The organism is Pseudodesulfovibrio sp., from assembly GCF_028692895.1.
Classification (GTDB): Bacteria; Desulfobacterota; Desulfovibrionia; order Desulfovibrionales; family Desulfovibrionaceae; genus Pseudodesulfovibrio.
In genome coordinates this window covers 1-20,904 of the sequence record NZ_JAQUWN010000030.1, presented here as the reverse complement: position 1 = coordinate 20,904, position 20,904 = coordinate 1, and the positions used below count along the sequence as shown (strand labels likewise).

Genomic DNA, 20,904 nt, shown 5'->3' with positions numbered 1-20,904 from the left:
CCCGCAAAAGCTGGACTTGCGGCGACGGGTGATGTAATCGCCTGATATGGGCCGCGGGAAGCTGAACCCGGCCGAAAACGGATTTGGTGGCAATATGCTGATATTGACCCGGCGACCGGGAGAAAGCCTTTACCTGGGCGATGGAATAAAACTGAAGATCCTGAGCGTTCAGGGGAAGCAGATAAAGATCGGCCTGGACGTGCCCGAGGACATGACCGTCTATCGGGAAGAGGTGTATCTCAAGGTCAAGGAACAGAACAAGCAGGCGCTGGAAACCAGCCAGCAGGACCTGCTCGCGGCAGCTGCGCTATGGCAAAAGACAGAACGAAAAAAATAAGGACCAGGCTCGGCGAACGGGTGATCAACCTGGACAGCACCGTCTACTTCCCCCGGGGGCTCATCGGCCTGGAGGACAAGCGGGATTTCGTGCTGCTCAGCGTCCGCGAGGGCGAATCCCCCTTCCTGCTTCTGCAATGCGTCACGGACCCCGGCCTCGGCCTCTTGGTGGCCGATCCCTATTCCTTTATTGAAAGCTACGACGTGAAGCTGGAAAATCCGGACCGCAAAACGCTCAAAATAGAAAATGTCCGGCAACTGGCCATCCTGGTGACAGTGACCATTCCGCCGAACAAGCCGGAAGAGACCACCCTCAATCTCCAGGGGCCGATTGTCATCAACACCCAGGCGAGGATCGGTCTCCAAGTTCCCCAGTCGGAAGCGGGATACCCCACGCACTTCCGACCGGTGCAACGCTAAGCCGTTTCCTAGGGCAATCCCTCCCTACACTACACGAGAAGATCGAGGTCGTCGCGGATCAGGTTCGCGGCGGCCTTCTTCAGGTCGGGCTGGTACGTCCCGTCCTTGACCTGCTGCTTCAGGCGGTCCACCTTTTCCCGGCGGACGTCGGGCGCCTCGTTGGCGGTCTGCAGGGCCGCGCCGCGCAGCCGCGCCTCGGAGGAGAGGACGACCCGGTCGGCGGCTTCGCCGGAGGTCTTCACGGACTCCTGCGTGCGCTGCTGCGTGTCGGCCTGACGCTTTGTCTTGACCTTCTGGTTGGCGTAGGGGTTCATTTCCCCCGCAATATTCTTGATAACCATGTCATTCCTCCCGAATGGTCGGGCCTATCAAAGCATGGTGTCATCCACCTTTGACAGGGTTATCTCCCATAGACGCCGCATGATCCGGTCCCGCTCGGGGCCTGAGACGGTATTCGGTCCGCGCGGCGTCTCCCGCAGTATCTGAACGTCGTCCCCATCCACCGGATACTCGAACAAATATCCCGGCCCGAATTCCCGCTCAAGCTGCTGCAGAATGGCGGTCACCACGGGTGAGTGGGCGGTGTTGACGATCAAATTTTCAATGACCTCGTGCGCAATCCTTTCCACCAGCTCCCGTCTACGGGTCTGGCGCGCCACGTCGTCCATGGGCTGGGCGGCTCCCAGGGCCTGACGGAACCGGGCCAGGCGCTTGGCGCTCGTCAACTGCTTCCCATAGGTGCGCAGCATCGTCCGAACTGTGGCTGATTGCGAACTCACGGTATTACTCCCTCCTTGATGGATAGGATCGGCTCCCGTGAAAATAACTTTAGGGTGAAAGCGGAAAAAAATCTAGAAAAGTATGGGGTCGCGCGGCCGGGGCGACGGCTGAGACCGGGAAAAACGTTGAATGTTCCCGACTTTTTAACTACGACTGAAAAGAGTGGGCGAACGAACGGACAACTGCCGGAAGGCCTGGCGCGGCGACGGAGTGCACATGAGCTTTGAGCGGAATTTCAATTCGGTCCTGGACATCACCTACGGCAAGGACGTCTCCCTGGACGCCCTGTTGCTGCACTTCATGACCGAGAATCACCTCGAATACACCATCGATCCCGACAAGAACGGCTCGCGCGAGCAGCTCAAATTCATGCTCGACCTGGACGAGCGGGAATTTTACGCCCCTTGCTCGGACTGGATGTTCCTCATGCTGCTCAAGGAGGGGATGCCCCGCCTGCTGCTCGATGAATACCTTATCCAATGGAAGACCTTCGTCCACCTGACCCGCAACTTCTGCGCCGACCGCAAGCAGGCGAGCCGGTTCCTCCAACTGGCGCGCCACAAGTTCCGCATGGTCCTGGCCTCGCCCATCGTCATCCCCGCCCGCCTGCTCAAGCGGTTGGTGACCATCTTCATGACCCAGAGCGGCATCGACGATCCCTACCGGGGCATCCGCAAGGCGCTCAACCGGCGCGCGGCCTTGGTGGTCAAGAGCCGGACCTTCGACGCCATCGTCAACACCTGCCCGGGCGGGATGGCGGACTGCCCGCGCATCGACGACCTGCGCTACCGGCTGGACATGCTGGAGATCGAGCGGCTCATGCGCATCTCCACCCTGACCGACAACTGGTCGCCGGAATCTTTTGACGAGGATGCGCTGGTCCGGGCGGACATCAACGGCGAGATCGCCGCCGGCCCCGACCTGTTCGGCCCCATGCGCGAGTTGCTGGGCAAGGACGGGAGCACCGATCCCAAGCGCATCCTCTATATGCCCAACCGGGCGGGCGGCCTCATCTTCGACCTCCAGGTGGTCATGACCCTGCTCCGGCTCGGCCACCGCGTGGTCATGGCCCTCAAGGAGGGGTTCTTCTTCGAGGAGCCGACCTTTTGGGACCGGGACAGCGAGCCCGAACTGACCGAGGCCTTCAACGGGGCGTATTTCGTGCCCGAGGACCGGCTCTCCAAGAACGCGCTGCTGGAGATCATGTCCAAGCACCAGTTCGTGGTCATCTCCGACGGTACGCGGGAGAAGTTCAACCCCTACCGCTGCTCCGTGACCTTCGCCCGGGCCTGGAAGGAGTGCGACGTGATCCTGGCCAAGGGCGAGGGGCTGCACAACCGGCTCATCCAGATCAGCCACAACTTCACACGGGACGTCATCAACTTCTTCCGCGACGGGGCCAATCACTTCCACCTGCACCACAAGCCCAAGCCGGAGCGCGTGCACAAGTTCAGCGAGCGCTACATCGCAGGCAAGGCGGACGAGATCATCGCCCAGATGCGCGAGGCCAGGGAGCAGGGCCGGACGGTCATCTTCTATTCCGGCATCATCGGCAGCGTGCCCGGCCAGACCAAGGCGGCCATCGGGGTCATCACCACCTTCGTGGACCATCTGCGCGAGCAGTTGGACGACGTGTTCATCATCAACCCCGGCGAGCATTTCGAGGAGGGGATGGACGCGGACGATCTGATGTTCATGTGGGAGAAGGTCCAGCGCAGCGGCTACATCAACGTCTGGCGTTTTCAGACGTATTTCGATATTGAGAAGAGCTTCGAGCTCATGGGCCGCAAGGTGCCGCCCGTGTGGACGGGCAAGGACGCCACCTATTCCACCGGCTGCACCAAGGAGATGCACATCGCCCTCGACGTGCAGCGGACGCACCCGGAGCTACAGATCATCGGCCCCAACCCGGAAAAGTTCTTCCGGCGGCGGGAATACGGCGTGGGCAAGTTCTGCGACGTGGCCATCGATTCGTGCAACGCATAGCCTCTTTGGGAATGATGGGAACGAAACGCCACTTCTTCCCCGGCGCGCACCCCGCGCGGCTGGTCCTGCTCTGCCTCTGCCTGGGGCTGCTCTGCGCCTGCATGAAGGAGGACTCGGTCTTTCGGGGCGAGGCCGCTCCGCCCGCCGCGCCCGAGCGGGGCGACAGGGTGGTGGGGCTGTGCCGTCCGGACGCGGCCAAAGGGCTGACCCTGCGCCCGCTCAAGGAGCCGGGCCAGTTGCCCGTGTGCGACCTGTTCTTTCCGCTCTCCTCGTCCGAGGGGCTGGAGACCACGGCCCGGCTCGACATCAAGACCCAGGGGCTGCCCTCCTGGACCGCCTTGGAGGGGCCGGTGCAGCGCAGCCTGGAATACGCCCTGAACATGCCCAAGGACGAGCCCGCACTGGCCCGGCCCGGCATGGCCCTGACCTGGGGCCAGGTGGTGCGCAGCCTGGAGGAGTTCCTGGACCTGCTGCCCCATCTGGACGAACATCCCGAGCTCCTGGCCCGCCGTTTTGTCTGGTACGGCATGCGGCGGCGTCCGCTCATGACCGGCTACTACACGGCCGAGATCGAGGCCAGCCTGACCCGCCGCCCCGGCTACGAGTTTCCCATCTACGGCGTGCCGCCGGACCTGCGCTACGGCATGGTGCGCGGCCGCAAGCGCGCCTATCGCGTGGAGAACGGCCGGGTCAGGCCGTACTACGAGCGGCGCGACATGGACGTGAAGGGCGTGCTCAGGGGCAAGGGGCTGGAGATCGCCTGGGCCAAGGACCCGGTGGACGTCTTCTACATGCAGGTGGAGGGGTGCGGCCGGCTCCGGCTGCCCGACGGCACCACCCGCAATGTCCTCTACGGGGGCAAGAACGGCCATGGGTTCCGCAGCCTGGGCCGCATCCTGAACGCCAGGGGGCTGCTGGACCGCGGGCGCCTCTCCAAGGCCCATGTGCGCGAGTATTTTTCCAAGCATCCCGAAAAGATGTTTGAACTCATGGCCGAGAACCGGAGCTACGTGTTCTTCCGCCTGGAGGACGCCCCGCCCGAGGGCGCCATAGGAAAGCCGTTGACGCCGATGGTTTCACTGGCTACAGACCGGGAGCTCCTGCCCCTCGGGAGCCTGCTCGCCTTCGAGGCGGAAATCCCGAGGGCGGAGAACGGCCGGGCCGTGGGCACCCGCAGGGTGACCGGCATCGGCCTGGCCCAGGACACGGGCACGGCCATCCGGGGCACCCGGCTCGACTACTACGTTGGCGAGGGGCGCGAGGTGGAGCCCGTGGCCAGCAACATCATGACCGAGGCCACCGTCTATCTCCTCATAAGCAAAGAAGCATTGATAAATGGCTGACATAACTTACGAACAAGTCAAGAAGATCATCAAGGAATCCGTGGCGCACCAGAAGCGGTCCGTCATGGACTGGCACTTCGGCGAACCCGTGTACGAAGGGGAGCCCGGCGTGCTGCTGGGCGAGAGCGGCCTGCGCGAGCTGGTGGCCCGCCAGCACTGGACGAATTTCCGGCTGTGGCATGTGGAGGACCGGGCGCGGCGCAAGGACGTGGACGCCCATGTCATCGCGGACTGCAAGTACGCCATCGACAAGCTCAACCAGCGGCGCAACGACCTCATCGAGCGCGTGGACGAATGCCTCCTCGACATGCTCGGCCCGCTGCTCCCGGCCGACGCGGCCGAGCGCTACAACACCGAGACCGTGGGCGCGGCCTTGGATCGGCTGTCCATCCAGGCCCTCAAGATCTACCACATGGACGAGCAGTGCCGCCGCAAGGACGTCGACGAGCGGCACCGCAACGCCTGCGGCGAGAAGGTCCTGACCCTGACGCGCCAGCATGTGGACCTGGAGCGGGCCGTGCTGGAGCTTATCGACGAGTATGCGGCAGGGACCAAGAAGCCCAAGGTCTATTTCCAGTTCAAGATGTACAACGACCCGGCCCTCAACCCGGAGCTGTACCAAAACAAGTCCTAGCGGCGAAGGAAGCCATGTCCCGTTACGAAACCGTCATCGGGCTGGAAGTGCACGCCCAGCTCAAGACCAGGAGCAAGATCTTCTGCTCCTGCTCCACCACCTTCGGCAACGATCCCAACGAGAACGTCTGCGCCGTGTGCTCCGGCATGCCCGGCGTCCTGCCCGTGCTGAACGAGAAGGTGGCCGAATATGCCGCCAAGATGGGACTGGCCACCGACTGCGAGATCAACCGCACCTCCGTGTTCGCGCGCAAGAACTACTTCTATCCCGACCTGCCCAAGGGATATCAGATTTCCCAGTTCGAGCGGCCCATCTGCGAGCACGGCCACGTGGACATCGAGGTGGACGGCGCGAAGAAGCGGGTGGGGCTGACCCGCATCCACATGGAAGAGGACGCGGGCAAGAACATCCACTCCGCCGCGGACAACGCCAGCTTTGTGGACCTGAACCGCACCGGCGTGCCGCTCATCGAGATCGTGTCCGAGCCGGACATGCGCTCGGCCGAGGAGGCCGTGGCCTACCTCAAGGAGCTGCGCTCCATCCTGCTCTACCTCGGCATCTGCGACGGCAACATGGAGGAGGGGAGCTTCCGCTGCGACGCCAACGTCTCCATCCGGCCCTTTGGCCAGGAGGCGTTCGGCACCCGCGCCGAGCTCAAGAACCTCAACTCGTTCAAGCACATCCAGAAGGCCATCGAGTACGAGGTGGCCCGCCAGATCGACCTGGTCGAGGACGGCGACGCCGTGGTCCAGGAGACCCGGCTCTACAACGTGGAGAAGGGCACCACCCATTCCATGCGCGGCAAGGAGGAGGCCCACGACTACCGCTATTTCCCGGACCCGGACCTGGTGCCGCTGGTGCTGGAGGAGGCGTGGATCGAGAAGTGGCGCTCCGAGCTGCCCGAACTGCCCCAGGCCAAGCGCGTCCGGTTCATGGAGAGCTACGGCCTGGCCGACTACGACGCCGACCTGCTCACCGGCGAGCTGGCCGTGGCCGAATACTTCGAGGCGGCGGTGGGGGCCTATGCGGGCGAGGCCAAGAAGGTGGCCAACTGGGTGGCGGGCGACCTGCTGCCATATTGCCACGAGACGGGCGTCCCGGCAGGGGAGTGCAAGCTCACCCCCGTGAGGCTGGCGGCCCTTCTCAAGCTGGTGGACGACGGCACCATCTCGGTCAAGATCGGCAAGGACGCCTTCCGCGATCTGTGCGAGTCCGGCGACGAACCGGCCGCCTACGTCGAGGCCAAGGGAATGGTCCAGGTGTCCGACACCGGCGAGCTGGAGGCCATGGTGGACAAGGTCCTGGCCGACAACCCGTCCGAGGTCGAGGCCTACAAGGGCGGCAAGACCAAGCTCATGGGCTTCTTCATGGGCCAGGTCATGCGCCTCTCCAAGGGTCAGGCCAACCCCGGCATCGTCACCAGGCTGATTCAGGAAAAACTTTCATAAGCAATGACCGGGGGGCCCGGATGTGGTTCCCTGTCCCCGGAGACTTTCACATGACCGAACATATCCAGTATTCCCCGGAAAAAGATGCGCTCGTCCTGCTGGACCAGCGCTACCTGCCCAACCGCGAGGACTGGTTCGAGTGCAGGACCACGGACCAGATCTGCTACGCCCTGGTGGTCATGGTCGTGCGCGGCGCGCCCGCCATCGGCGTGACCGCGGCCTACGGCTGCTACCTGGCGGGCCGCGAGACGCAGGGCATGGACGGGGACTGGAAGGCCAACCTGGAAGCCAAGCTGGACCAGATTCACGACGCCCGGCCCACGGCCGTGAACCTGCGCTGGGCCGTGCGCGAGATGCGCCGGGTCTGGCGCGAGGCGGGCGACGTCTCTCTGGACGAGCTGTGCGGAGTCTGGCTTGAGCGGGCCAAGGAGATTCATGCGGGCGACATCCGCATGTGCGAGCTGATCGGCAAGTTCGGCGGCGAGCTGCTGGACGACGGCGACACGGTGATGACCCACTGCAACGCGGGCGCCCTGGCCACGGCCGGTTACGGCACGGCCCTGGGCGTGATCCGGGGGGCCATCGACCAGGGCAAGAAGATTTCGGTCATCGCCAACGAGACCCGGCCGTTTCTGCAGGGCGCGCGGCTGACCGCCTACGAGCTGCACAAGGACGGCATCCCGGTCAAGGTGGCCTGCGACAACGCCTGCGCCCTGCTCATGAAGCGCGGCCTGGTGGACAAGGTGGTTGTCGGCGCGGACCGCATCGCCGCCAACGGCGACGCGGTGAACAAGATCGGCACCTTCGGCGTGGCCATCATCGCCAAGCGGTTCGGCGTGCCCTTCTACGTGGCCGCCCCGGTCTACACCATCGATCCCGAGACGCCCACGGGCGACGACGTGCCCATCGAGGACCGCGACCCGCGCGAGGTGACGCACATCGGCGACCACCGCATCCCGCCCGAAGGCGTTGAGGTCTACAACCTCGCCTTCGATCCCACCCCGGCAGAGCTCATCGCGGGCATCATCACGGAGAAGGGCGTGCTCTATCCGCCTTATTCGGAGTCCATCAGGAAACTGTTCGCCTAACTCTCATTGCATAGTGGCTGGTCAGGCGAAATCGCGTTTGCGGTTTCGCCTGTTTTTTGTATCGGGTCCGTTCCCGGAACATGCGTTCCGGGGGACCGGGCCGCACGTTCGTCCTACGGCGGGACGTCGCGGCTGTTGTTTGAGTCGAGGCTTGTAGTCATGATGAACCACGGAGAATTCAATTGAGGATCAAGAGCGTCAATACAGTTATCACCGCATTGGTTGCGGCGGTCGTCTTTCTGGCAATGGGGGGCGGCATCCTGTGGATCATCGGCGACACCGGTGACGTCGTGTTCCATGGGGAAAAGGCGTCCATGGAAAACATGACCAAGCAGATCGTGGTCAGCCTGGACCAGTATGTGGAGCAGACGCGCAACATGGTCCGGATGCTCGCCGTGCAGCCCGAGGTGGCCGATGCCATCGAAGGCGGGGACCCGGCGGCCGCCAGCGGTTTCTTCAAGCACCTGCTGGCGTCGTCGGGGGACGATTACTGGGCCGCGTTAGCCTTTGACCGCGACGGCAAGGTCGTGGCGGGCTGGAACAACCAGGGCCAGAGCCTCGCCGGGGCGGATCGCGGCTCCCGCCAGTACGTCAAGGAAGCGCTCCGGGGCGGGGCGAAGACCTATATCTCCAATGAGATACTGAAGTCCGAGAGCGGCGATGGCCTGCTGGTCTTCGCGGCCTCCAACGCCATCCTCGACGCCAACGGCGCGGTGATCGGCGGCGTGGGAATCTTTCCCAATTGGTCGAAGTTCACGCAACGGTTCGTCGATCCCTTCCGGGTGGCGGAGCACGGCTATCCCTTCATGCTGGACCAGCGGGGACGGTTCATCGCCCACGCCGTGGACGAGAACCTGCGGCTGAAGGACGTCGGCGGCGAGGCCTTCACGCGCGAGGCGTTGGCCCGCAAGCACGGGGTCTACGAGTACGCGTGGGACGGGCGCAACAAGGTCATGACCTTCAAAACCCAGCGGGACACCGGGTGGGTGGTGGCGGTCAGCGCCTATGAGGACGACCTGAAGGCGGCCGCCATGCAGCAGCGCAACATCCTGGCCGTGGGCGGCCTGGCGGTGGCCCTGCTGCTCGTTGCCGTCCTGGTGGTCATGGTGCGCCGGGTCATCCTTTCTCCGGTCAAGGGCATCCTCGGCTACGCCACCCGCGTGGCCGAAGGCGACCTGACCGCGAAGCTGTCGGGCGACTATCATTTCGAGTTCAAGGAGCTCTCCGAACGGATCGCCGCCATGGTCGGGGAACTCAAGGCCAAACTCGGATTTTCCGAGGGCGTGCTCAAGGGGCTGACCTTTCCCTGCATCCTGCTCGGTCCGGACCGCCGCATCACCTGGACCAACCAGGAGATGTGCGACCTGCTGGGCAAGCGGGGCGACCCCGGGGACATGACAGGGGAGTACTCCGGCGAGTTCTTCTATGGCGACGCCGGGCGGCGGACCATCTCGGACGAGGTCCTCGCCGGGCAGAAGGCCAAGAAGGACGAAGTGGAGATTCCCCTGCGCGGCGGCCGCGCGCTGAACGTGCAGGTCGCCTCCACGCCGTTCTACGACATGGACGGCAGGCCGCTGGGGGCCCTGACCATCCTGGCCGACGTCACCGAGATTCGCGAGCAGCACAAGCGGATCGAGGAGCAGCACCGGCGCATCTCCAACGCCGCCAAGGAGGCGGGGGAAATCTCCCGCCGCCTCTCCAGCGCGGCCGAGGGCCTGGCGACCCAGATCGAGCAGGCCAGCCGTGGCTCCGAGGACCAGCGTGCGCGCGTGGGCGAGACCTCCGTGGCCATGGAGGAGATGAACGCCACGGTGCTGGAAGTGGCGCGCAACGCGGGCCAGGCCGCGACGGACGCGGACACGGCCAGGGCCAACGCCCAGAACGGCGAGTCCATCGTAGGCCAGGTCATCGGCGCCGTGGCGGACGTGCAGTCCCAGGCGGCAAGCCTCAAACACTCCATGGAGGATCTGGGCAGCCAGGCCGCGGACATCGGCAAGGTCCTGGAGGTCATCTCCGACATCGCTGACCAGACCAACCTCCTGGCCCTCAACGCGGCCATCGAGGCCGCCCGTGCGGGCGAGGCCGGACGCGGGTTCGCCGTGGTGGCCGACGAGGTGCGCAAGCTGGCCGAGAAGACCATGGCCGCCACCAGCGAGGTGGGCCAGGCCATCGGCAAGATTCAGGTCATGACCCGGGACAACGTGGCCGCCACGGATGCGGCGGCCGCTTCTGTTGGCCGAAGCACCGAGCTGGCCAATGCGTCGGGCAGGGCCCTTGGCGACATCGTCGCCCTTGTGGAGAACGCCGCCGACCAGGTGCGCGGCATCGCCACGGCCGCCGAGGAGCAGTCCGCCACCAGCGACGAGATCAACCACGCCACGGAGGAGATCAACCGCATCTCCATGGAGACCTCCCAGGTCATGAACGAGGCGGCCAAGGCCATCCAGGAGGTCGCATCCATGGCCACGCGGCTGAACACGGTCATCGAGGACATGACCCGCTGACCCGGCCCGGCCCTCCGAAAAGGCCATATCCATTGCGCATGAACGGGCCCGCGCGCTCCCTCCGGGGAGGGCGCGGGCCTTTCGCATTGCCGCTCCCGGCGCATCCCCGTTGATCGCTGCGGGAATCGCTTTACTCTTTTATTCCTCTCGGGTTATACAAAAAGGTAGTTTGGCAGTATGGCTGGGAGGAAGAAGCGGGACAGCTGTCCGCATCCGTTTGCGGTTTCGGAGGAGACCCTGTGCGGATGCGGAGAGGGGATCAGGTGAATTCACATGCAGATGAAAAGTGTCAACACGGTGATCACCGCGCTGGTCGCCGTGGTCGTTTTTTTGTCCATGGGAGCCGGAATCCTGTGGATCATCAAGGACACCAAGGCTGTGGTCTTCCGCGAGGAAAAGGCCGCCATGTCCACCGTCACCGAGCAGATCGTGGTCGGGCTGAACCAGTACGTGGAGCAGTCGCGCAACCTGGTGCAGGTGCTCGCGGCCCAGCCGTCCGTGGTGGACGCGCTGCAGGGCGGCGACCCGGCGTCCGCATCCGCTCTCTTCAGGGGGCTGCTTGATTCGACCTCCGCCTATTGGGCGGCGTTCGCCTTTGACCGCAACGGCAAGGTCGTGGCGGGCTGGAACGACAAGGGCAAGGACCTCATCGGTGCGGACCGCAGCAGTCGCCAGTATGTCAAGGACGTGGTGGCGGGCAAGGTCAAGACCTTCGTCTCCGACGACATCCTCGTTTCCAAGAGCGGCGGCGGCATCCAGATTTTCGCCGCGGCCAACGCCGTGGTCGACGGCCAGGGCAACGTTCTTGGCGGCGTGGGGCTCTTTCCCAAGTGGTCGTCGTTCACCCAGCAGTTCATCGACCCGTTCCGGGTGGCCGAAAACGGCTATCCCTACATGCTGGACAAGAAGGGCCGGATCATCGCCCACGCCGTGGACAAGGGGCTGCTCATGAAGGACCTCGGCAAGGAGGCCTTCGTCAGGGCGGCCATCGAGCGGGGCAAGGGCGAGTACGACTACGTCTGGCAGGGGCGGGACAAGGTCATGACCTTCGACACCCAGCCGGAGACCGGGTGGATCGTCGTGGTCAGCGCCTATGAGGACGACCTGATCGCGGCCGCGCTCCAGCAGCGCAACATCCTGGCCGTGGGCGGCGGGCTGGCCGCCGTCCTGCTGATCTGCATCGTGGTGGTCCTGGTGCGCCGCATCGTCACCACTCCGGTCAAGGGCATTCTCGACTACGCCACGGTGGTGGCCTCCGGCGACCTCAACGCCCGGCTTGACGGCTCCTACCGGTTCGAGTTCAAGACCTTGGCCCATCAGATCGAGCTCATGGTCGGCGAACTCAAGAACAAGCTCGGCTTCGCCCAGGGCGTGCTCAAGGGACTGACCTTCCCCTGCGTCGTGCTCGGCCCGGATCATCTCATCACCTGGACCAACCGGCAGATGTGCGAGCTCCTGGACAAGAAGGGCGATCCGGAATCCCACGTGGGCCAGCTCTCCGGCCGGTTCTTCTATGGCGACGACAGCCGCAAGACCCTTTCCGACAAGGCCCTTTCCGAGCAGGCCGCCACCCGGGGCGAGGTGGAGATTCCGCTGCCCGGCGGCCGGACCGTCCACGCCCAGGTGGCGTCCACGCCATTCTATGACATGGACGACAACCTGCTGGGTTCGCTGACGATCATTGCGGACGTCACCGAAATTCGCGCCCAGCAGAAGCGGATCGAGGAGCAGAATGCGCGCATCTCCAAGGCGGCGGGCGAGGCGGAGGAGATTTCCCAGTACCTGTCCGGCGCGGCCGAGCAACTGGCCGCCCAGATTCAGCGGGCCAGCCAGGGCTCCGACGCCCAGAAGCAGCGCGCGGCCGAGACCTCGGTGGCCATGGAGCAGATGAACTCCACGGTGCTGGAGGTGGCGCGCAACGCGAGCCTGGCCACCGAGGACGCGGACACGGCCCGGTCCAACGCCCAGTCGGGCGAGAGGGTCGTTGGCCAGGTCATCGAGGCCGTGGCCGACGTGCAGTCCCAGGCCGCCAGCCTCAAGCGCTCCATGGAGGAACTGGGCAGCCAGGCCGCGGACATCGGCAAGGTCCTGGAGGTCATCACCGACATTGCGGACCAGACCAACCTGCTGGCCCTCAACGCGGCCATCGAGGCCGCCCGCGCGGGCGAGGCCGGGCGCGGGTTCGCCGTGGTGGCCGACGAGGTGCGCAAGCTGGCCGAGAAGACCATGGCCGCCACCAGCGAGGTGGGGAGCGCCATCGGCAAGATCCAGGCCATGACCAGGGACAACGTGGCCGCCACCGAAACGGCCGCCACGTCCGTTGAGCGCAGCACCGAGCTGGCTAACGAGTCCGGCCGGGCGCTCAAGGAGATCGTGGGCTACGTGGACAACGCGGCCGACCAGGTCCGGGCCATCGCCACGGCGGCCGAGGAACAGTCCGCCACCAGCGAGCAGATCAACCGGGCCACCGAGGAGATCAGCCGCATCTCCTCGGAGACTTCCCTGGTCATGAACGAGGCGGCCCAGGCCATCCAGGAGGTTTCCTCCATGGCCTCGCGCCTGAACGGCGTCATCGAGGACATGACCAGCTAGGCCCGACGCGGGCCTGGCTGTGGACTCGACATTTGTCCTGAGTTACGGTAAGCCCGCGCCTCCCCCCACGGGGAAGCGCGGGTTTTTGCCGCCCGCAGACCATTAACCGCCGGAGCCGGAATCATGCTGCCCATCGTCGCACTTGTCGGACGCCCCAACGTGGGCAAGTCCACCCTGTTCAACCGCCTGCTGCGCAAGTCGCGTTCCATCACCCACGACATGCCGGGGGTGACGCGCGACCGCATCTACGGCGAGTGCCAGATGGACGGCGTCCACTTCGACCTGGTGGACACAGGCGGCATGGTCCTGGAGTCCGAGGCCACGCCCGAGCTGAGCAAGGACTTCGAGGACGAGATCTTCGAGCAGGCCCGCGAGGCCATCGAGGAGGCCAACGCCATCATTTTCGTGGTGGACGGCAAGGAGGGGCTGACCACCCTGGACCAGCAGGCGGCCGAGTTCGTGCGCAAGTCCGGCAAGCCGCTCCTGATGCTGGTCAACAAGGTGGACGGCAGCGAGTTCGAGTCGCACATGCTCGCGGACTTCCACGCCTTGGGCATCGAGATGCTGCCGGTTTCCGCGGCCCACGGCCACAACCTGGCCGAGGTGCGCTACGCGGTCCGCCGCTTCGTGGTCGACCTGGGGCTGCCCACGGACGCGGAGGACGAAATGGAGCGCGGCCTGCGCCTGACCATGCTCGGCCGCCCCAACGCGGGCAAGTCTTCCCTGGTCAACGCCCTGATCGGCAAGGACCGGCTCATCGTCAGCGACGTGGCCGGGACCACCCGCGACAGTATCGACGTCACCTTCGAAAAGGGCGGCAAGCGCTACACCTTCGTGGACACGGCCGGCGTGCGCAAGCGGGCCAACATCCAGGACCACCTGGAGAAAATCAGCGTCATCCGCGCCCTCAAGAACTCCAAGCGGTCCGACGTGACGGTGCTGGTCATCGACATAACCCTGGGCGTGGGGCGGCAGGACAAGCGGCTCATCGAATTTCTGGCCAAGGAGAAGGTGCCGTTCATCGTGGTGGTGAACAAGGCGGACCTCATCCCCAGGGGCGAGACCCGCAAGGCCCTGGAGGCCTTCGAGCACGAACTCAGGATCGTGCCCCATGTGCCCGTGGTCATGACCTCGGCCATGAAGGGCGTGGGCGTCGGCAAGCTCCTGCCCATGGCCGAGGCCATGAGCAAGGAGTGCGAGGTCCGCGTGGGCACCGGCATCCTCAACCGCTCCCTGGCCGCCGTGCTGGAGAAGCTCCAGCCCCCGGTGGTCAAGCGCCGCCGGGCCAAGTTCTTCTACGTCACCCAGGCGGACGAGCCCATTCCGACCTTCGTTTTCTTCTGCAACGACGAGACGCTGGTCAAGGAGTCCTACGCGCGCTACCTGGAGAACCAGTTCCGCAAGATGCTCGGGATAAAGACCGCGCCGGTGAACGTGGTCTTCCGCTCCAGCCACGACAAGAAGGAGTGGGAGAAGAGCCGGGGCATCTCCGGCATCGGCAAGCGCGGCCCGGGCCGGGAGCGCATCGGCGGGGCCAAGACGCGCCGCCACGAGCTCAAGTACAAGGCGCTCAAGAGCAAGCGCCGCCGCGCCGACGCCGAAGCCGAGAAAAAGGAGAAATAGCGCCCGGATTCATTGACAAGAACGGGTCGAAAAGGTAGGGCATTTTTTCGCCTGCCGGAACGGTTTTCGTCCGGCGGCAATCCAGGAGAAGTGGCCGAGTTGGCCGAAGGCGCACGCCTGCTAAGCGTGTATACGGTGTAGAGCCGTATCGAGGGTTCAAATCCCTCCTTCTCCGCCAGAGATCAAGGGGTTGCAGTGAAAACTGCAACCCCTTCTTCGTTCGACACCGTTGTTTCCCGTTGGCGCATCCGGTCCCCAATCGGCCTGCCGGGCGCTGAAAAGGTCGTGGAGTGAGTGATGGTTATTCTTGAGAAGCCGTATGTTTCCGATCTGTTGCTGGAGACGCTTGTGAAGATGGGCGTGCCGGTCCTGGACAACGAGGTCGCGCGGGAAGCCGCGGGCCGGGAGAGTGGGCAGGGCTTGAACGTCCGCCCGGAAGAGGCGTTCATCCGGTTGTACCGGGAGAATCCCGTCCAGCCGGTCTATTCCAACTCCGAAAACGCCATTGAATGGGTGAAGGCCCATTTGGACGGGGGCGACCTGCCGGACAGGATCGGGCTGTTCAAGGACAAGGCTGCGTTCCGGGACCTGGTCCGGGACCTGTGGCCGGATTTCCGCTACCGCACCGTGCGCTTCGAGGACCTGGGGGACGTCGACCCGGCGGAGGTGCCGATCCCGTGCGTGCTGAAGCCCTGCGTGGGGTTCTTCAGCCTGGGGGTGCACATGGTGGAGTCCGTTGACGGGTTCCGCAAGGCCGTCCGGGCCGTCCGGGAGGAAGTCGGACGCATCCGGTCCATGTATCCCGCCGAGGTGCTCAAGCTGGACAACTTCATCATCGAGCAGTGCATCGAGGGCGAGGAGTTCGCCGTGGACGCCTACTTCGACGCGGCCGGGGCCCCGGTCATCCTCAACATCTTCAGCCACCTCTTCGCGTCGAGCGACGACGTGGGCGACCGCTGCTACTTCACCTCGTCCGAGATCATCGCCGAGCATCACGACCGGTTCCTTGAACTGTTGCAACAGATCGGCAACCGGGCGAATCTGCGGAATTTTCCCCTCCACATCGAGGTGCGCGTGGACGGGAGCGGCAATGTCGGGGTCATCGAGGTCAACCCCATGCGTTTCGCCGGCTGGTGCGTCACCGACCTGGCGTGGCACGCCTACGGAGTCAATCCGTACACCTGCTTCATGGAGGGGAAGGCCCCGGACTGGCGCGCCATTTGCGCCGCGCGCCAGGGCAAGGTCTACGCCATGGTCATCGGCGACATCGACGCGTCCGTGGACCGCGCGAACGTCGCGTCCGTGGACTATGCGGCCTTCCTGTCGGCCTTCAGCAATCCGCTGGAGCTGCGCAGGATCGACTACCGGGAGTATCCGGTCTTCGCGTTCGTCTTCGCGGAGGTGGACCGGGAGAACCTGGACGAGCTGAAACGCCTGCTCCCGGCGGACTTCGGGGTGTATCTGAAAATGGCGTAAGCGGGCGGCGAGGGCGTGCGGCCCGCATCGTCCCGCTTGAGATTCTGACCAAAGGAAGGGCCCCCGGACAATCGTCCGGGGGCCCTTGGCGTTTGTGTTGCGGACCGGGGCCTACAGGAAGGCGTAGACCGCGAACAGGCCCGTCAGGGACATGGTGATGGTGTAGGGCAGCGCCAGCATGACCATCCGGCCGTAGGAGAGGCGGATGACCGGGGCGAGCGCGCTGGTGAGCAGGAAGAGGAACGCGGCCTGGCCGTTGGGGGTGGCCACGGACGGAATGTTGGTGCCCGTGTTGATGGCCACGGCCAGCTTGTCGAAGTGATGCATGGTCTCGTACACCTGCTGGGCAACGGCCGGGGGCAGGGTGGCCAGGACGTCCGCCCGCGCCAGGTGCGGGTCGGTCATCTTGCTCATCAGTTCCTGGCCGGTCATGCCGATGCCGGGAATGGCGTTCAGGACCTGGATGAAGTGCAGCTTGGTCTCCGAGATGTAGACCGTGGCCACGAAGACGTTGTCCGAGATGGAGGAGAGCAGGCCGTTGGCGATGTAGTAGGCCGCCAACTGGTCGTGCCCCTGCAGGCTCAGCACGAAGCTGATGATCGGGTGGAAGAGCTCCTGGGAGTGGATCACGGCCACGATGGAGAAGAAGACCACCAGCAGGGCGGTGAAGGGCAGGGCCTCCATGAAGGCGTGGCCGAGCTGATGCTCCTCGGTGATGCCGGTGAAGGCCGTCAGCAGGACGATGACCGACAGGCCGATGAGGCCGACGGCCGCGAGGTGGAAGGCCAGGGCCAGGATGAGCCAGATGCCGGTCAGCATCTGGAGGGCCAGCTTCAGCTTGGCCTTGCTGCCGCCTTTCTTTTCCATTTCAATGGCGGTCTCCAGCAGGTAGGAGCGGATGTTGCCGGGCAGTTGGTAGCCGTAGCCGAACATGTGGAACTGCTCCACGAGCAGGCAGGTCAGCAGGCCGATGGCCAGCACGGGCAGGGTCACGGGCGCGGCGTGCAGGAAGAAGGGCACGAAGTGCCAGCCCATCTCGCTGCCCACCAGCAGGTTCTGCGGTTCGCCGACCAGGGTGCACACGCCGCCCAGGGCCGTGCCCACCGCGCCGTGCATCATCAGGTTGCGCAGGAAGCCCCGGAACTGGAGCAGTTCGTTGCGGTTGGCTTCCTTGACGGCGTCGTCGGAGATGAGGTCGTGGGCGTCGGTCTGGGCGGAGCCGGACACGAAGCGGTGGTAGACGTTGTAGAACCCGAAGGCCACCGCCATGATGACCGCGGTGACGGTCAGGGCGTCCAGGAAGGCGGAGAGGAAAGCGCCCGCGAGGCAGAAGAGCAGGGAGATCACCTTCTTGGACTGAATCCGCACCAGGATGCGGGTGAAGGTGAACTGCAGGAAGTCCTTCATGAAGTAAATGCCCGCGACCATGAAGATCAGGAGCAGGATGACCTCGAAGTTCTTCAGGGCTTCATGATAGACGGTTTCGGGCGTGGTCAAGCCCATGACGATGGCCTCGAAGGCCAGCAGGCCGCCCGCCGGAAGCGGGTAGCATTTGAGCGCCATGGCCAGCGTGAAGATGAACTCTGCGATAAGGGCCCAACCCGCGACAAAGGTTCCGGCCGTCAGCATGAGTACGGGGTTGATTACGAGGAATCCGATGATGGTCAGTTTGTACCAACCGGGGGCGCTCCCGAGAAACGTCTCCATGAAGGTTCGGGAAAGCGGCGTTTTCATTCACGGTCTCCTTGGATACGACGAAACCGCCTCATGGCGGCGGGTCGGGAGGATTGCTTCCCGGGCCGAGGCGTCGCGTCGATGGAATATTCGGTTGTGGGTGGATTGAAAATCGGTGGCTCAGAATCCCCCAAAAGGGCGCCGGGTCTGGCTCGACGCCCTGCTTGGAGCTAGTAGAAAATCATCAGCGCGGTGATCATCACGACCATGTAGATGATGGTCATGCCCGCTCCGCTCCTGACATAGTCAATGGTCCGATATCCTCCCGGGCGCATAATCAGCGCGTTGACCTGATGGGTTGGCAGGACGAAAGTATTCGATGCCGCCACAGCCACGGTCAGGGCCGCCACGCGTGGGTCCACGCCCGCATTGAGGGCCATATTCATGGACAAGGGAACCAATAGCACCGTGGCCCCCACATTGGAAGCCACTAAAGTGAAAAAAGAAGTCAGAATTCCTATAACGATAAGCAGAATCACGGGAGTGGGAGAGCCCAAGGCGGCCATGATGGTGTCCGCGATGTATTTGGCCGCGCCCGTGTTTTCGAAGGCCATGCCCAGGGGGATCAGGCCGCCCAGGAGGAATACGGTCATCCAGTCCACGGACTGGTAGGCCTCGTCGATGGTCAGGACCTTGGTCAGGATCATGCCCAGCGCGCCGGTGAGCAGCGCGATGGAGAGTTGGACGTGGAGGCCGAGGATCATGGCCAGTGAGATGGCCAGCCAGAGCAGGGCCATCTTGGCCTTTTCGGTGCGCAGCAGTTCGCCCTTGACCGTCTCGGTGAAGACGAGGTCGGGCAATCCCTTGAGCATGTGGAACATTTCCCAGCGGCCGTGCAGCAGCAGGGCGTCGCCGGACTCGATGACGATGTCGTTCAGTCCGCTGACGAAGATTTTCTCGCCCCGGAAGATGGCCAGGGGGGAGACCTGGAAGCGCTGGCGTACGCGCAGCTCGCCCAGGGTCTTGCCCATCAGCTCGGAACGCGGGGTGACGATGCCCTCCATGATTCCCGCGTTGTTGGGCGAGAGCTCCTCGGCGAAGGTGGCCAGCTCGGGCTGGAGTTCCCAGCCCATGTCCTCGGCCATGTGCTCCACGAACTCCTGCGGGCCGACCACCACGATGTGGTCGCCGGGCTGGATGGTATCCTCGGCCGTGGGGGCGAAGACATGGGTCTTGCCACCGTCGCGCGCTATGGCCACCAGGGTGCAGAAGTAGATGGGGCGCAGGTCCAGGGACTTCAGGGTTTCAGCGTTGGTCCAGCCCTCGGGCACGTACAGCTCGAAGAGGGAGCCGACGTTGTTGTAGGTGCTGCTCAGGATGGAGGACATGGGGCCGGACATCTCGTCCTCCGCACGGTTCGGGAGGATGAACCGGCCGAACAGGATGAAGTAGACCAGTGCGGAGACGACCAGCAGGACGCCGATGGGCGTGACCCCGAAGAGGCCGAAGGCCTCGTATTTCTTGCCGCCCACGACCATCAGGTCGTTGAGCAGGATGAGCGGGCTGGAGCCCACCAGGGTCAGGCAGCCGCCGATGATGGCGCAGAATCCCATGGGCATGAGCAGGCGGCCCACCGGGACGCCCGTCTGGTTGCCGATGCGTTTGGCCGCGGGCAGGAAGAGCGCGGCCGCGCCGATGTTCTGCATGAAGCCCGAGATGAAGGCCACGGTGCCCGCGATGAGCGTCATTATCCGGGTTTCGCTCTTGCCTGCAAAACGGAGGATGACGCGGGCCATGGAGTTCATGACGCCGGTCTTGTCGAGCCCCGCGCCGATGATGATGACGGCGATGATGGAGACGACGGCGTTGCTGCTCAGGCCGCTGATGGCCTGTTTGGGGGTTACCAGGCCGAGCAGCGGAAGGAGCACCATCATGATGATGCCCACGACGTCCACCCGGACCCACTCGAAGATGAAGAGGAGCACGGCGAAGACCAGGACGGCCATCACCATAATGATTTCAGGGGTCATGTGAAGTCCTTGTGAATCCGGGGATCGGTTCTGCTTCGGGCGACGCCCTATTTGGCGTGCAGCGTCGCCCGGGTGTAAACCGGGATGCTTCCCCTGTTGCGGGACACCACGGCGGAGTCGTCCATCACGTAGCGGAACCGGGAGTCGCTCTCGTGCATCCGGGCGACGATGGTTTCCTCGTCCCCCTGCTGAATCTCGTGGCTGAAGCTCAGGCCCGCCTCGGCCGCCTTGCGGGAGAAGTACTCGATGTTGCGCTTCGCCTCGGTGGTGAACCCGGCGAAGTCCTTGCCGGACTCGTCCACGTTCAGGGCCACCAGCGAACTGCGGGTCTTCTTGCCGATGTTCACGGCGTAGTCGGCCATGCCGCGAGAGAAATTGACGCCCTTGCAGACGATCAGGATCTTGCACTGATGGCCTTCTGGGCAAACCTTGGGTTTCGCGGCGGCGCGGAGAGCGGGCGCGGGAGCCTTTTCCCGGCGGGAGGCGCCCAACCGCTTGAAAAGAGTCATCATCGGATTCCCTCCCGATTGTTCCATAAGATGATGTTCATGGCAGACCACCCAGGCGGCCACGTTGCATGTGTTGCAGTTTGCCGCGGCCTGCGTTTCGTAATGGTTGTCGACCACTTTTCTCAATGCGCTGAAGAGGGTCATGTCTCACTCCTTGTTTGAGGTTGGAGATGGCGATGCCACCCTTCCGACATTGGGCTTGCGAATCAAAACACATGCCAATTTTCATGTGGTTTGCAATATGCCGTATTTATTGAATTAGTAATATTTTTTCACTTCGGTTGCAGTGCTTCGTGATGCAGTCTGCAACGATTGTCCGGACGGAGAAGGGGATGGCCACGTAGATTCACGCTTGTCGACATTTTTGTGTGATGCACTCTGCAACGGCAGATTCGGCTCGCGAGGCAGAATAAGGGCTTTTTGGGGTGGCACTCAGGAAATCGGGGGCGGAACAGGGAGGA

At 64.2% G+C, this 20,904-nt stretch carries 16 protein-coding genes and 1 tRNA gene; 12 read left to right on the top strand and 5 right to left on the bottom strand.

Annotation, left to right across the window (positions count from 1 at the left end):
• Positions 1–94: 94 nt before the first annotated feature.
• The gene (gene csrA / locus PHP91_RS09270) at positions 95–337 is read left to right on the top strand and encodes a carbon storage regulator CsrA (protein ID WP_300139866.1); all 243 of its coding nucleotides are present in this window, start codon (positions 95–97) and stop codon (positions 335–337) included.
• Positions 310–756: a flagellar assembly protein FliW gene (gene fliW / locus PHP91_RS09265; protein WP_300139831.1), complete on the top strand. Its 447-nt coding sequence runs from the start codon at positions 310–312 to the stop codon at positions 754–756. The genes csrA and fliW overlap by 28 nt, the downstream gene beginning before the upstream one ends.
• Before the next feature lie 29 nt (positions 757–785).
• On the opposite strand, the gene flgM is transcribed toward fliW, so the two are convergent.
• Together flgM and PHP91_RS09255 are read right to left on the bottom strand one after the other, a co-directional pair.
• The gene (gene flgM / locus PHP91_RS09260; protein WP_300139829.1) at positions 786–1,097 is read right to left on the bottom strand and encodes a flagellar biosynthesis anti-sigma factor FlgM; all 312 of its coding nucleotides are present in this window, start codon (positions 1,095–1,097) and stop codon (positions 786–788) included.
• Between the two features lie 27 nt (positions 1,098–1,124).
• Entirely contained in the window at positions 1,125–1,535 is a 411-nt protein-coding gene (locus PHP91_RS09255; RefSeq protein ID WP_300139827.1) for a DVU0524 family FlgM-associated protein, read from the bottom strand.
• Positions 1,536–1,752: 217 nt separating this feature from the next.
• Here PHP91_RS09255 and PHP91_RS09250 point away from each other — a divergent pair, with 217 nt between their 5' ends.
• The 10 genes from PHP91_RS09250 to PHP91_RS09205 all read left to right on the top strand — a co-directional run bounded on the left by PHP91_RS09250 (position 1,753) and on the right by PHP91_RS09205 (position 16,230).
• Positions 1,753–3,522: a hypothetical protein gene (locus tag PHP91_RS09250; RefSeq protein ID WP_300139826.1), complete on the top strand. Its 1,770-nt coding sequence runs from the start codon at positions 1,753–1,755 to the stop codon at positions 3,520–3,522.
• Positions 3,523–3,536: 14 nt separating this feature from the next.
• Positions 3,537–4,865 carry an MltA domain-containing protein gene (locus PHP91_RS09245; protein ID WP_300139824.1) on the top strand — a complete coding sequence of 443 codons (1,329 nt, stop codon included), beginning with the start codon at positions 3,537–3,539 and terminating at the stop codon, positions 4,863–4,865.
• Entirely contained in the window at positions 4,858–5,499 is a 642-nt protein-coding gene (locus PHP91_RS09240) for a DUF4254 domain-containing protein (protein WP_300139822.1), read from the top strand. Before PHP91_RS09245 ends, PHP91_RS09240 begins: the two co-directional genes overlap by 8 nt.
• A gap of 14 nt (positions 5,500–5,513) precedes the next feature.
• On the top strand, positions 5,514–6,947 hold the full coding sequence (gene gatB, locus PHP91_RS09235; protein WP_300139820.1) for an Asp-tRNA(Asn)/Glu-tRNA(Gln) amidotransferase subunit GatB: 1,434 nt from the start codon (positions 5,514–5,516) through the stop codon (positions 6,945–6,947).
• A 50-nt stretch (positions 6,948–6,997) separates the two neighbouring features.
• Positions 6,998–8,035, top strand: a complete 1,038-nt coding sequence (gene mtnA / locus PHP91_RS09230) for an S-methyl-5-thioribose-1-phosphate isomerase (RefSeq protein ID WP_300139818.1) — start codon at positions 6,998–7,000, stop codon at positions 8,033–8,035.
• 182 nt (positions 8,036–8,217) lie between these two features.
• Entirely contained in the window at positions 8,218–10,539 is a 2,322-nt protein-coding gene (locus PHP91_RS09225; RefSeq protein WP_300139817.1) for a methyl-accepting chemotaxis protein, read from the top strand.
• A gap of 273 nt (positions 10,540–10,812) precedes the next feature.
• Complete coding sequence (locus tag PHP91_RS09220) at positions 10,813–13,131, top strand: methyl-accepting chemotaxis protein (RefSeq protein ID WP_300139815.1); 2,319 nt, start codon at positions 10,813–10,815, stop codon at positions 13,129–13,131.
• A gap of 123 nt (positions 13,132–13,254) precedes the next feature.
• Complete coding sequence (der, locus tag PHP91_RS09215; RefSeq protein ID WP_300139813.1) at positions 13,255–14,754, top strand: ribosome biogenesis GTPase Der; 1,500 nt, start codon at positions 13,255–13,257, stop codon at positions 14,752–14,754.
• A gap of 84 nt (positions 14,755–14,838) precedes the next feature.
• A tRNA-Ser gene (locus PHP91_RS09210) sits at positions 14,839–14,932 on the top strand.
• 119 nt (positions 14,933–15,051) lie between these two features.
• Positions 15,052–16,230, top strand: coding sequence for an ATP-grasp domain-containing protein (locus PHP91_RS09205; RefSeq protein WP_300139811.1), 1,179 nt, complete (start codon positions 15,052–15,054; stop codon positions 16,228–16,230).
• 111 nt (positions 16,231–16,341) lie between these two features.
• On the opposite strand, the gene nhaB is transcribed toward PHP91_RS09205, so the two are convergent.
• The 3 genes from nhaB to PHP91_RS09190 form a co-directional block, all read right to left on the bottom strand.
• Positions 16,342–17,964 carry a sodium/proton antiporter NhaB gene (nhaB, locus tag PHP91_RS09200; protein WP_300139809.1) on the bottom strand — a complete coding sequence of 541 codons (1,623 nt, stop codon included), beginning with the start codon at positions 17,962–17,964 and terminating at the stop codon, positions 16,342–16,344.
• 170 nt (positions 17,965–18,134) lie between these two features.
• Complete coding sequence (locus tag PHP91_RS09195) at positions 18,135–19,934, bottom strand: SLC13 family permease (protein ID WP_300139807.1); 1,800 nt, start codon at positions 19,932–19,934, stop codon at positions 18,135–18,137.
• A 47-nt stretch (positions 19,935–19,981) separates the two neighbouring features.
• The gene (locus PHP91_RS09190) at positions 19,982–20,446 is read right to left on the bottom strand and encodes a universal stress protein (protein ID WP_300139805.1); all 465 of its coding nucleotides are present in this window, start codon (positions 20,444–20,446) and stop codon (positions 19,982–19,984) included.
• Positions 20,447–20,904: the final 458 nt, after the last annotated feature.

Excerpts from the sequence above, each read along its gene's own strand:
- csrA (WP_300139866.1), top strand. The coding sequence starts at position 95 with ATGCTGATATTGACCCGGCGACCGGGAGAAAGCCTTTACCTGGGCGAT.
- fliW (WP_300139831.1), top strand. The coding sequence starts at position 310 with ATGGCAAAAGACAGAACGAAAAAAATAAGGACCAGGCTCGGCGAACGG.
- flgM (WP_300139829.1), bottom strand. The coding sequence starts at position 1,097 with ATGGTTATCAAGAATATTGCGGGGGAAATGAACCCCTACGCCAACCAG.
- PHP91_RS09250 (WP_300139826.1), top strand. The coding sequence starts at position 1,753 with ATGAGCTTTGAGCGGAATTTCAATTCGGTCCTGGACATCACCTACGGC.
- PHP91_RS09245 (WP_300139824.1), top strand. The coding sequence starts at position 3,537 with ATGGGAACGAAACGCCACTTCTTCCCCGGCGCGCACCCCGCGCGGCTG.
- PHP91_RS09240 (WP_300139822.1), top strand. The coding sequence starts at position 4,858 with ATGGCTGACATAACTTACGAACAAGTCAAGAAGATCATCAAGGAATCC.
- gatB (WP_300139820.1), top strand. The coding sequence starts at position 5,514 with ATGTCCCGTTACGAAACCGTCATCGGGCTGGAAGTGCACGCCCAGCTC.
- mtnA (WP_300139818.1), top strand. The coding sequence starts at position 6,998 with ATGACCGAACATATCCAGTATTCCCCGGAAAAAGATGCGCTCGTCCTG.
- PHP91_RS09220 (WP_300139815.1), top strand. The coding sequence starts at position 10,813 with ATGCAGATGAAAAGTGTCAACACGGTGATCACCGCGCTGGTCGCCGTG.
- der (WP_300139813.1), top strand. The coding sequence starts at position 13,255 with ATGCTGCCCATCGTCGCACTTGTCGGACGCCCCAACGTGGGCAAGTCC.
- PHP91_RS09205 (WP_300139811.1), top strand. The coding sequence starts at position 15,052 with ATGGTTATTCTTGAGAAGCCGTATGTTTCCGATCTGTTGCTGGAGACG.
- nhaB (WP_300139809.1), bottom strand. The coding sequence starts at position 17,964 with ATGAAAACGCCGCTTTCCCGAACCTTCATGGAGACGTTTCTCGGGAGC.
- PHP91_RS09195 (WP_300139807.1), bottom strand. The coding sequence starts at position 19,934 with ATGACCCCTGAAATCATTATGGTGATGGCCGTCCTGGTCTTCGCCGTG.
- PHP91_RS09190 (WP_300139805.1), bottom strand. The coding sequence starts at position 20,446 with ATGATGACTCTTTTCAAGCGGTTGGGCGCCTCCCGCCGGGAAAAGGCT.